The organism is Halobaculum halobium (genome assembly GCF_030127145.1).
GTDB lineage: Archaea > Halobacteriota > Halobacteria > Halobacteriales > Haloferacaceae > Halobaculum > Halobaculum halobium.
In genome coordinates this window covers 2050047-2062327 of the sequence record NZ_CP126158.1, presented here as the reverse complement: position 1 = coordinate 2062327, position 12281 = coordinate 2050047, and the positions used below count along the sequence as shown (strand labels likewise).

General features: G+C 54.9%; 10 protein-coding genes and 1 pseudogene. 7 read left to right on the top strand and 4 right to left on the bottom strand.

Annotation, left to right across the window (positions count from 1 at the left end; genetic code table 11):
* Positions 1-582 precede the first annotated feature (582 nt).
* From P0Y41_RS10705 to P0Y41_RS10675, 7 genes and pseudogenes are all read left to right on the top strand, one after another.
* Positions 583-993: a type IV pilin N-terminal domain-containing protein gene (locus P0Y41_RS10705; protein WP_284063403.1), complete on the top strand. Its 411-nt coding sequence runs from the start codon at positions 583-585 to the stop codon at positions 991-993.
* 6 nt (positions 994-999) lie between these two features.
* Complete coding sequence (locus P0Y41_RS10700; protein ID WP_284061331.1) at positions 1000-1443, top strand: type IV pilin domain-containing protein; 444 nt, start codon at positions 1000-1002, stop codon at positions 1441-1443.
* 298 nt (positions 1444-1741) lie between these two features.
* On the top strand, positions 1742-2269 hold the full coding sequence (locus P0Y41_RS10695) for a hypothetical protein (RefSeq protein WP_284061330.1): 528 nt from the start codon (positions 1742-1744) through the stop codon (positions 2267-2269).
* A gap of 57 nt (positions 2270-2326) precedes the next feature.
* Positions 2327-2761 (top strand): annotated as a pseudogene (locus P0Y41_RS10690) (AAA family ATPase); the annotation flags it as partial.
* 161 nt (positions 2762-2922) lie between these two features.
* Entirely contained in the window at positions 2923-3942 is a 1020-nt protein-coding gene (locus P0Y41_RS10685) for a cytochrome P450 (protein WP_284061329.1), read from the top strand.
* Between the two features lie 86 nt (positions 3943-4028).
* Positions 4029-5447, top strand: coding sequence for a sugar transferase (locus tag P0Y41_RS10680; RefSeq protein ID WP_284061328.1), 1419 nt, complete (start codon positions 4029-4031; stop codon positions 5445-5447).
* Positions 5447-6547 carry a glycosyltransferase family 4 protein gene (locus tag P0Y41_RS10675; protein ID WP_284061327.1) on the top strand — a complete coding sequence of 367 codons (1101 nt, stop codon included), beginning with the start codon at positions 5447-5449 and terminating at the stop codon, positions 6545-6547. Before P0Y41_RS10680 ends, P0Y41_RS10675 begins: the two co-directional genes overlap by 1 nt.
* On the opposite strand, the gene P0Y41_RS10670 is transcribed toward P0Y41_RS10675, so the two are convergent.
* From P0Y41_RS10670 to P0Y41_RS10655, 4 genes are read right to left on the bottom strand one after another with little or no spacing between them, the layout of a single operon-like run.
* On the bottom strand, positions 6544-8067 hold the full coding sequence (locus P0Y41_RS10670; protein WP_284061326.1) for a flippase: 1524 nt from the start codon (positions 8065-8067) through the stop codon (positions 6544-6546). The two genes, P0Y41_RS10675 and P0Y41_RS10670, sit on opposite strands and share 4 nt — an antisense overlap.
* The gene (locus P0Y41_RS10665) at positions 8064-9161 is read right to left on the bottom strand and encodes a glycosyltransferase family 4 protein (protein ID WP_284061325.1); all 1098 of its coding nucleotides are present in this window, start codon (positions 9159-9161) and stop codon (positions 8064-8066) included. The genes P0Y41_RS10670 and P0Y41_RS10665 overlap by 4 nt, the downstream gene beginning before the upstream one ends.
* A gap of 28 nt (positions 9162-9189) precedes the next feature.
* Positions 9190-10719 carry a glycosyltransferase family 39 protein gene (locus tag P0Y41_RS10660; RefSeq protein ID WP_284063402.1) on the bottom strand — a complete coding sequence of 510 codons (1530 nt, stop codon included), beginning with the start codon at positions 10717-10719 and terminating at the stop codon, positions 9190-9192.
* Entirely contained in the window at positions 10712-11998 is a 1287-nt protein-coding gene (locus tag P0Y41_RS10655) for an O-antigen ligase family protein (protein WP_284061324.1), read from the bottom strand. The genes P0Y41_RS10660 and P0Y41_RS10655 overlap by 8 nt, the downstream gene beginning before the upstream one ends.
* Between the last annotated feature and the right edge of the window lie 283 nt (positions 11999-12281).

The window sequence follows — 12281 nt, the reverse complement described above, 5'->3', positions numbered from 1 at the left end:
CGAGGTGGTGTTTTGTGCTTTCTTGAGATTTCCCCCGCTCCAAGTATATTCACGACGGCGTTCTCCGCCCTATTGTAGGCTGCCTGTACCTCGTAGGCACATTTCTTACAACAGGACCGACCCTACGACGGCTCGTTCAACGTCGTCCCACATTTCGAGCAATCCTTGGGCACGTAGGTCGGGTCTACCTACGGGGCTTCAATACCCTCCTCTTCGGCTCTGTACGCCATGTATTCGTACAATCGGCGGAGCACCCCTGTATAGAGTCCGCCTCAGGCTGAGGGTACAAAATGATTCTTTGGGGGTTCAAATTCACCGCGTTACGATCTCGGATAATACCTCATTAAATGGCGGAGAGAACGCCTCCAAAGGTCGCTCGGAATCTCCTCCGTTCCAGCCCCACGAGATTATTTTGTAGAAGGTCATTATTGGAAATAGATTGTCGGGAGATGCCAGTCACCTTCTACATTTTTCATTTCTGAATATCGGACCCGTATATTTATCAGCCGTGGAGAGTAAGACAAGCTTATCACAGGCACCATGGGGGGTTGAGCCCACTCGCGTGGCTGTGTGGAACACAACATGAATATCAACCAACTACTCAACGGCGATGAACGTGCCGTGTCCCCGGTTATTGGGGTCATTCTCATGGTCGCCATTACCGTGATCCTCGCGGCCGTGATCGGTTCGTTCGTCCTCGGGTTAGGGAACAGTGTCCAGCAGACCGCGCCGAACGCGAACTTCCAGTTCGAGTTTGGTGAGAATGCAACCACGGATGTCGTTAATACGACGCACACTGGCGGAGATACGATCCCCGCGAATGAGCGGGTTTCAGTCAACACCAGCGTCGACTCTAAAGCCTTTACTGATGAAGTGAGCGCAGGCGACAGTGTTACTGATGTAGAATATGCTTCAGGAGAAACCGTCCGCGTCCTCTGGACATCACAGACTGGAGACACCTCACAAACGCTTGCTGAGGAGACCGCTCCCTAACAAACAATGAATTTCAATCAACTCCTCAACGATGACGATCGCGCGGTTTCACCTGTCATTGGTGTCATCCTCATGGTTGCCATTACTGTGATCCTCGCGGCGGTCATCGGCTCGTTCGTCCTCGGTCAAGGGAACAGCGTGCAGCAGACCACGCCGAACGCGAACTTCCAGTTTGACTTCAACGAAACTGCATCTGGCGGGGCGTACGACGTCACCGCAACCCACACTGGAGGAAGCACTCTCAACGCGGAGAACACTGGAAGCCTCACGCTGAATGCCAGTGATGGCAATTCAACGGCGTTCGGTCTGCCAGTGAGCGCGGGCACATCGGCAAACCTCAGCGATGACACTGATGGCCCCGTGACTGCCGGTGCAACCGTTCGCGTCCTCTGGACGTCGCCGAACGGTGATACCTCACAGGCACTCGCGACCGAAGACGCGCCGGCATAAGGCTCACGCCGGAATATTTGCTTCCATATCATAATTGTTGACAGAGAAATCTATGCAAATCATCTCTGAAGCAGGTCTCGCTCGAACCTACGATCATCCGAGTTACGTTGATGCAGCAGACGCTGTGGATGATTACAAGCGGGTCAAACAGTACGCGAGTCATCATCCAGATCACGGACGAACACGAGTGGGGTCCGCGTTAGATCTCCCGCCATCTCGTGTCCGCAGTTGGATTGATGATGGCAAGCCCGACGCAGTCCGCGGGACCGAAATCGCTCGTGAATACGGGTGGCTCGATATGACTACAGACAGCCGTGTTGGGAGAAGCTTCGCGATCGTCGTTGCCGGCGTCTATACATGCGGCGGGATCAGTGCGGAGAACTACGGCCCATCGTGGAATCCCTCATCTCCAACGGTTCGATCACTAATTGAGGAGGCACTCACCACCCTTGATACTGGAGTAACAACACGTCACGAGGGCGATCTCGACAGGCCGACAGAGCTCGTTCCAGCTCGAAACGCGGTGTTGTTCGGTCGAGTGATGGCTGCGGCTGGTGTCCACATTGGGGAGGCCTCACAGGTTGGTGCGCTGCCAGAGTGGATTCTGGAGCTCCCCGAAGACGCAAAAGAGACTCTCGGAACGATTTGGATTCACGAACGGATGACGAAGGATCCCAACCGCAATACGGTCAAGCTGCAGATGCGTTCGCGCACACAGCTGTATCGGAAAGCGGTCGGTAAGCTCGTTGAGTGTGCGATTGACGGGTCCGTTACTGTTACCGAGCAGAATATCATTATTCCGGCAGAGACAGCAGATGGGTTGTGAGCTTCATAATTTCGAGTATTAAAGAGATAACAATCCCGCACTGGCCCAGCAGCCACCATGGAATCGGAGGCGGTATGCCGCCAGTGTGATGAACTCCTTGATGAGATCGCAGGCGCCGTCGTTACCGAGCGGTCGACCCTTGAGACGATTCTCGTCGGGATCCTCGCAGACAGACACGTCCTCCTCAAAGACGTACCTGGGACGGGAAAGACGCTGACTGCGCGGTCGTTCGCAAACACCCTCGGCGTGTCGTTCTCGCGTGTGCAATTCGCGCCCGACTTGCTCCCCTCGGACGTCGTCGATGAGGCAACGCGGGAGTTCGAGTTCCGTCCCGGGCCGGTCTTCGCGAACGTCATGCTGGCCGACAAGATCAACCGAGCGCCGCCGAAGACGCAGGCGGCGCTGCTGGAGGCGATGGAAGAGGGACAGGTCACCGTCAACGGCGAAGTCCATTCGTTACCTGACCCGTTCGTCGTCATCGCCACGCAGAACCGGACCATCACCGGCGATCGATTCCTCGATCACGTCGTCGCCGTCTCCCGCCTCCTCTCCCCCGTCACCGTCAGAGTCAGCAGCCGCTTGTTGGGCCTCGCGTACTCCGTCGCCATCGGCGATCTCCTGTTTGATGGTGGCCGCGTAAGCACGCTCGATCGATGGTCTCGTCGTGGACTGAAGGTGATGTCGTCGAGGTTCACGAGGCGGCGACCGACTACGCGTTCTCGGTTCTCGCAGAGAGTCTCCTCGGAAGCGATATCGACGCAGAACGAGAGACTGTCCGCGACGCCGCCGCAAGCATCACGGCACGGTTCGACACCGGTCGATTGAGCTCGTTCCTTCCCGAGTGGATACCAACGGCGACGAATCGGCGGTACCGCCGCAGACACGACACACTCCGGGAGACCATACGCGAACTCGTCGCCCGACGCCGCGCCGCGGGACCGCCCTCTGACCCGGCGTCTGCCGACGATCTGTTGGGGACGCTCCTCGCAGCCGCAGAGATGGGCGCACTCAACGATGAGGAACTCGTCGATAACGCAGTGACGTTCTTGTTCGCCGGTCACGAGACGAGCGCGCTCGGGTTGAGGTACGCGCTCTACTGTCTGGCGGGCCGGCCCGAGATACAAGAGCAGATCCACGCAGAGGTCGATTCATTCGACGGCGACCCGACACCGTCAGCCGTTCGTGAGTGTCCGGTCCTTGGCGCGGCCGTCGATGAGGCCTTGCGGCTGTATCCGCCTGTCCACTCGTTCTTTCGGGAACCGACTGAAGACGTGGAACTCGGTGGGTACCGTATCCCCGAGGGCGTCGTCCTCACGCTCACTCCGTGGACAGTCCATCGAGACGGCCGTTGGTGGAGCGACCTCGAGACGTACCAGCCCGAACGCTGGCTTCGTGAGACCGCAGAGGGGGCGACGGTTCGCGGCGACGAAACGCGTGGCCCGGCAGTCGGCGAGCGACCGGAGTACTCGTATTTCCCGTTCGGGGGCGGGCCGAGACACTGCATCGGGATGCGGTTCGCACGCCAAGAACTCCGTCTCGCAACGGCGACGCTCCTCCAGCGTTTCGAGTTTGAACAGGTGACAGAGGATCTCTCACTCAAAGCGAGTGCGAACACTCGACCCGACGGTTCGGTTCGCCTCCGTGTTCGATCGAGCGTCCAAGCTACGAGATAATCCTGCTCCCGTCCGGGATGCTGACGAGCCCTGTCACAGGCGTGGTACGTAGCACTTAACCTCGTTCCCGTGGCAACACGTGTATAATGGAACGAGGCTGGCGCTATCGATTCGCCAGCGTCGGAGGCGTGATTCTCCTATCGACGCTGGCGGTTGCTATTGCGAACCACGGCGCGGTCCAGTCAGTTGCGGCGATGTTGCCGCTGTTGGGCCAACTGCCCGCAGGATCACCTGGTGGTCCGGAGTTCGCGATCGAAGTCCTGCTCACCGTCGCGGTGTTCACGGGGGCGTTCTTTCCTCTCTATCGGCCACGGCCGCGTCGCGTCCTCGATACGGTCGCGCTCGCGCACAAGCGTGTCGTCGTCGCCGTGTTCGCCGTCGCGACGATCGGCTTCTTCGACTACACATACGCGCTTCCGCGGCTGACCGTCCTGCTGGTTACGCCTGTGCTGTTCGTCGCGCTGCCCGCGTGGTTCGTGTGGATCCGACAGCGGCCGAACGTCGACGGGGCTCGGACGATCGTCGTCGGGGACGACCCCGACGTGATCGAGGACGTGATCGCCGAGGTGGACGAGAAGCTGTTAGGGTACCTGTGCCCGACGAACACCCTTGGCGTGCAGACGAAACTCGGTCCACAGGCCATGGCCGACGGCGGCGTGCACGTGGAGGGACTCTCCCGGCTGGGCGGCCTCTCGCGCATCGAGGACGTGCTCGTGGAGTACGACGTGGACACGGTCGTGCTCGCGTTCGAACACGCGGATAGGGCGGAGTTCTTCGGGGCGCTGGACGCATGTTACGAGCATGGTGTGAATGCGAAGGTTCACCGTGACCATTCGGATACAGTGTTGACCTCGGGCGACGACGTGGGTCCGCTGCTGGACGTCGTGATCGAACCCTGGGACGTGCAGGACTACATGCTCAAGCGGGCGTTCGACGTTGTGTTCTCGGTGGTTGGGTTGGTGGTGTTGGCGCCCGTTATTGTGGGGATATGTGTGGCGATTAAGCTGGATGACGGTGGCTCGGTACTCTACAAGCAGGAGCGGACGGCAGTGTTCGGAGAGACGTTCGACGTGTACAAGTTCCGGTCAATGATCGAGAACGCGGAGGCGGAGACGGGTGCGACAATCAGCGATGATGACGACGGGAGGGTTGATCCTCGGGTGACGGACATGGGTCGCGTGTTGCGGCGGACGCACCTGGACGAGATCCCGCAGTTGTGGTCGGTTTTGCGTGGTGATATGAGCGTGGTCGGCCCGCGGCCCGAGCGGCCTGAACTGGACTCGGATATTCAGTCTGGGGTCGTGGAGTGGCAGAAACGGTGGTTCGTGAAGCCAGGGCTGACAGGCTTGGCACAAATTAACGATATTACTGGGATAGATCCTGAGGAAAAAATACGTTATGACCTCCAGTATGTCAAAAGGCGCTCATTTCGGTTCGATTTGAAACTCGTGGTACGACAGATTTGGAAGATCGGTGCGGATATAATGGAGCAGATCCACAAGTAATGCGCGTCCTCCACCTGATCACACGGTTCCTTGACGGCGGTGCAGAGACAACAACGTTAAATACCATTGACACACTTAAAAGTTCTGACGCTAACTATGATATTCGGTTGGGAACTGGGGGAGAGCATGATCCCAATCGGCTGGAAAACCTCAATATCAAGTCGGTCGTTTTCGACTCATTGCGACACTACGCCCCCGTTTCAGCCGTTTTTGCTGTGGGCTCCATTGCCCGCTATCTCCATTCTGAGGAGATTGACGTTCTACATACCCACAGTACGGAGGCTGGAGTCGTCGGACGTCTTGCCGGCCTTCTTGCTGGCACCCCAGTCATTATTCACGAAGTCCACGGCGATCCAATCACTGACGATCGGCCGTGGCTGTTTAACCAGTTTCTGCTCACGTCTGAACGGCTCTGCGCTCGGTTTTCCAACCGAATCGTCGTGAAATCTGAACGGATCCGTGAAACATATCTCAAACGGGACATTGGCCAGCCGAATCAGTACAAACTCATCTATCATGGTGTAGATATTGAGCAGTTCCGAACGGCAACGCCTTCGTCTGTTCCTGCCGACAATTGTACAACCCTACTGTACGTTGGCCGCCTTGCGGACGGAAAAGGGCTTTATGACCTGCTAACTGCGCTAAACCGACTACACCAGCCGAGTGTTGAGTTGCTCATAGCGGGCGAAGGTCCAGAGCGAGCTGGGCTGGAGGCTAAGGCCGAGGCGCACGGACTTCCAACTCATTTCCTCGGATACCGCGAGGATGTGCCAGCACTGATGGCAGGCGCCGATGTGTTAGTTTTACCATCATACCGCGAAGGGACGCCTCGGGTTGTCACGGAAGCGCTAGCCTCCGGAACCGCCGTGGTGGCGACCAATGTCGCGGGCATCCCTGAACAGGTGGCAGATGGCGAGACTGGCCGATTGATTGAACCCGGCGATGTGGAGGCTTTGTCGACAGTCCTCGCCGATGTTGTTGAGAACCCGAAAAAGTGGGAACTGATGGGTAACCGCGCTCGTGAAAGCGTTGCCAAGTTTCGTTTAAGTAGGGCATCAGAGGCTTATCGGAAATTATACCGCTCAATAACTCCGGATTAATCATCGACAAACCGGTCAAGTATCTCGGTGAGTCGCCCGTCTGATAATCCGATCCGCTGACCGACCTGTTCCAGTAGCTCAACTTCACGTACGCTAATTCCGCCAAGCCGTACCACCGCAACGGGAAACAGCAACAAAGCGACGGCGGCGACGATCAAGCGGACTGTAGCGGCGTCAATGAACCACGTCCAAAGGACGGCTGCTGCGCTAATGAGACTAAAGAGGTATAGACGAATTGCTGAGCCAGGGAAGGGTAGGATACCGAGCGCACGAAAAAGCTGTGCGGAATAGAGAATATTAATTCCGACATACGCAACTGCGGTGGCGATCGCAGCACCAAGGATTCCATATCGAGGGATGAGCAAAAAGTTCAATATCACATTAATAGCAGCGACAACAATATTGTCATACATTATAGTCCGGGTGCGGCCGATGGATGTGAGTGTCGTCCCGTTAGGACCGACAGCTGTGTGAGTGACAAAACCAACACAGAGAACAATCAGCGCGAGTGTGCCGCCAGTGTACTCGGCACCAAACAACAATATGATAATTTGTTTAGGAGCACTGATAAGAACAAGGAACACAGGAACTGTGGCGACAAACACCCACTTCGTGACGGAAGCATACGCTTCGACGGCACCCGCAAGATCATCATCAGCGTGCCGCTCAGAAATCTGTGGCATAAATAGGAACTGGAACGAACGGAGGACAATCAAAAGTAACATCGCCAGTGGATAGACGACTTTATAATCGCCAACCGTCCCAGAGGACGCGAAGTATCCCAGCATGAGAGTATCGATCTCAGAAAATACCAACAACATCGCTGAAGTGATCAGAAGAGGTATGGAGAAACTGAGTAACTCGCGGTGGGCCGGGTCATAGCCGGTTGTTCGAATCGATGAAAGCGAACGCGAAATAACCCATAACGCATATCCTGAAAGGGCTACATATGCGCCGACAGTCGCAGCGACAACTCCCGATAAACCCAACCCGAACAGAACCGCGATACCGAGGAATACAAAACGGGCGCCGGGGATCCCAATGTTCTGAAGATAGACTCTGGGGAGTACCTCTTGACTCCCTTGAATAGTCCCATTAGCGAATCTTACGACAGTATTGAATGGTACACCAACGGCAAAAGCGATGATTACCCACCTAAGCTTCTGATCGTTGAGTAGGGCTTCAGCCAACGGAGTTGAAAACACGGCGAGGACGACTGCCGCCACTACTGACAGGGGAATGACAATATGTAGGGCAGATATAATAACCCCGTTTCGCTCTCGAGGGGTATCGGATCGAGGGATATAACGACCGACACCAGTGTGCAACCCAGCAAGAACCACAGTAGCGACGATAGTCATCAGCGTCATACCGATGGAGACAATGCCAAAGTCGACACGGCCTAGATAGCGGGCCAAGAGTACTTTCACACCGAAGGATATGCTCAGTTCAATGGCTAGACCAACGAGTAGAAGGCTGCCTCCTCTGAATAACGCTTGTATACCGTCCTCGTTTGTCATCGCCCTGTGAGTCGATTGAGCACCTTCCGAAACTGCTTGCCAACGGCGCGGTCGGTGTTACGTTCAGCGACTATTCTGCGGTGAGCTCGTCCGAGCGACCTGCGGTGGTCGGAGTGATTAATCAATTTGTTGAGAGAGTCTTTGATTGTCGTCGGCTCGCCAAGATCAACGACATAACCTGTCTCGCCGTCCGCTACCTGCTCGGGCATTCCACCCGAATCGTTCACGACCACCGGCAAGCCGTAGCTACCTGCTTCGAGTACTGTCGAGGGGTAAGCGTCAAGCCGCGAGAAGTGAACAAACACATCGGCACTGCGGTACTCGGTAGCGAGATCATCAACATAACCCAGTAAATTGATATCGTCGGTGTCGGCAGCTGAGACAGCATTAGCTACCAAGTCATGATGCCGCCCATCGCCCGCTATTCTGAGCTGCCATTCTGGATGTGCGTCAAGAACCTCTACGATTTCCGGGATGGCATCAGCCAGCCCTTCGGCCTTCTCGCGGAATACAAAATTACTAACTGAAAGAATGACTCCTCCATTGTCAATCCCGGTTACAAGGGCATTCCCATCTGAAGTATCGGTTTCTGTCTCAGGAAGCGGTGTAGGTGTGGGAATGACTGGGTCTTGTTCGTGTTTAAATAGCCGACATAGGCTGCGATCGCGAAGAAATTCGGAGACGAACAACCGACAGGATGCAGCTGACAGCGAGACTACAGTGCATCCAGTCTTGATTATCTCTTTCAGAAACTGGAATGCAGAACGCTCACTGGCGTGCTCTCGTAGCCATATACCGTGTTCAGTTAGCGCGTCACCGCGAACCCGGACAGCATACGGTATGCGGTGGCGAACGGCTACGGCGAATGTGATTGCGCCGACCCAGCCAACGGAGTCTGTGATGATGATGTCAGGATCGAAGGCACCAACGCGCCGGGAAAACGGGAGGAGTGACTCTGATCCAGTGAACTGGAGATGTTTCACATCAATGTCGGCTTGGGTGAGGGGACTAGTTATTTTGCAGGTTCGGTCGGTGGTGCCGACGACAAACACGCGGATCGGTCCATCGGTCAAAGACATTTTACGGATCGACATTGTGGAATACCATTTAAAAAATCATTTATTAAGGGCTCTCGGAGTCGCGCCAATATCGGAGTCCGCGGTGATAATCATCTGGTCCCAGATACTGGTCGCGGACAACCATACAACTCCGAGAGAGTGTCCGGCAATCGCGAATGATAACCACAGGTGGCCGAGTAGATGCGATTCGTCGTGCGAGACCGGCATCGGTGTACGAAATTCCTCGGTTGATCGGTAAGTAGTAGACGTTTCGCCCCATCGGACGACGGTCAGCTAAGAAGTAGAATTGCGGTTCTGCCGAAAGTAAAACGATAGGTTCATTCGGGTCAGTCTCCATGGCGATACGATCTGCAAGGACACGTTGATCGGCCAGCGTACCATCGCCACCGGGAACCGTCACAGTATTGATGGCTGTGGGCCCGATGATTGGCGATGTTATTACGAGTACTCCAATAATTAATCCACGCCGGGTAACCACACTCGACAACTCAAATCGCTCGGCGAGCCATTCGCCTGCGACAAAAATTCCCCCGGCCGTGAGCAATACTACGAAAGGGAGCATAGTGATGAAATAGTGGTGGAACTGATGGACAATCAGAGGAACAGCTGTCGCTACCAGTAGCGCCGTAAACACAGCTCCCCAAACTGCCCACTCACGCTTAGCGACAGTGAGGAGTAGGCCAGTACTAATTGCAGCAATCAACCACAACTCCGTCGCGAGACCAACCCGTTCGATTATCAACTTGAGAGTTCGAGTTGGAGACATGATCCCGTAACCTACATTTGCAGTAGTAGTCCAAAATAATAGTTCACCTATCGAATCATTTGCAATAAAGTATCCAGAAGTTATCAGTAGCGGAACTGCGAAACCGATTGCTAGCGGTACTAATGGACGTAAATAGTGATAGGAGATAGGAAGAGCCAATCTATTGTCGTGGACTGCTGGGAGTATGACGATGGCAACGGCGAAGATTGGAAGTCCAGCAAGAGCGACTTGTTTGAACAACAGTGCAGCACCTATTGCGAATCCAGCGGCAGCTGCAAACTTTAGATCGCGGTGTTCGACATACCGGCTGAGCATAACCACCGTAGCGACTAACGCGAGCGCGAGAAACGGTTCAGTGAGGAGAAATACACCTTGGTATAGCGGAAGCGCCGCAAGGTAGAGCAACGCTGCAAGCAAACCAACGTCGCGCGACCAGCAATTGCGTGCGACGGTCACCAGCAACGCTGACGTCGCGACGTTAGTCACTAGTAATAATGTCCGAGCTGTCTCGACCGACCGGTCAATAACCAGTACAGCCGCTAGCGTATAATAAATGCCCGGTGGCTTATGGTCTACGTACTCGCGGTACGGTAATTGACCCTCAAGTATACCATCGGCAATTGTAAGGAAAGCACCTGCGTCACGTGGCACCCGGATTGTGAAGAGATTAATATGAGCCAGGATTGTAAATGTCAAGAGTACCAATATTAGGAATTCGACGCCACCTGTAATTGGCAAACGATCTGTCAACGACCTCTGAATATGAGAGAGCGTTTCAGTGAGAGACCGTAAGCGAGCGTTAGACATTTTGGTCATTATGATCTGTCTGCCGCAGGAACATACCGCTGGCGACAGCGAACACGATCCAAAGTTCATATGAATACACTCCACGGAAAAATTGTGCCTCAAGAATGACTGCTGCAAGCGCGAAAGGTGCAGCCGATGCTAGTATATTGTCTCCATTTTTCAACAACTGGGTTCCTCGTCGAGCAACCCGGCAGAAGAGGGCGAGGAACAAAGCCAATCCAGTCAGCCCCGTTGTGACAGCAATCTCAAGGAATAGGTTGTGGACAGCAACGTCAATACCAACTGGGGTTGCGAGTGGACGGAATCCGTCGAATCCGACGCCTAAAACCAGGTTGTCGGCGATTACGACAAGAGCAAATCGGTAGACGCGGATGCGCTCAAAAACCGTGGCAGGCTCAATAGCAACGAGAAAACGAGCCAGGAGCACTGCGAGCGGTCCAGTCAGCAGCGCTGTCACTATCACGACAGCGACTAGATCCGCCAGTGAGTAGCGTTCAGTGATTCGTCGAAAAGCGATCAGTCCAATGACGACGCCCGCTGCCATCCAAGTTGCCCGGGACTGCGAAACGAGGACGCCAACCAGTAGAACACCGATGGCACTCGCGGCGAACCAGCGGCGTTGATTTGACCGACCCGCTGCTACGAGTGCGACCGCCAATCCCGTATTCACCAGCATTCCGTACCGTCCATACGTACCGTATGGGCCAGCACTCCGGTCAAACGGTAGGTTAAAGCCCGCAACAGACCGTCCCGGGAGGAGTCGACCAATGCCTGCCGGGACGCCGGTTACGCTTTGGGTGACAGCCACGCCTGCAGCAAGTACAGCAGCTCCGACAACCGCGGCAACGATCGCGCGGGTCGCCGGCAACATTGCGATTATGTATGCGACCAGCGCATACGTCAAGAAAAATTTAGTATACAGTTTGAGCACGGCTAACGCATCAGCGCTCCCGGAGACGAAGGTAGCAACAACAGCGAGTCCAACGAATACACCAAAAATGACGATGTCACCAACGAGCGGTCGTGGGATGACTAGTGGTCCGTCGGTGAGCGCAGCTAAACCGACGATAGCAGCCGTTATCAGAAGCGCTAGATCCGCAAACGAGAGCCGTCCAACCGAGAATGTCGTTAGGCCCTCGACTGGTAACGCCAAGAGGAACGTAATTAGCACTACCACTGCTAACTTTTGAAGTCGAATCCTGCGAATGCTGTTGGTGGAAAGACAATTGAATGCTGGATCGGATTCAGCAGTAGATTCAGAAGATGCTTCCGAGGTCACTCGTTGTCGGAACGAACCACTGGTCACACATGAAACTGCCGACAGTCGCTAACCGAGGATTACTCAGTTTATTAATATTTTATGCGATATTATACAAATTAGTTTGATAACTGAGAATTTAACTTCTCGATAGGGCATATTCTGAGTTAACTTTCCATGTTGTTTTTATTTGACATTAGTCTTTTACTGTGGTTTCTACATTTTTGTTCCAATTCCTCATGATTAAGAACATAGTCATGCGATTGTAGATGTTGGCCAGGCCCGGAATCACACCTCCGAAGAT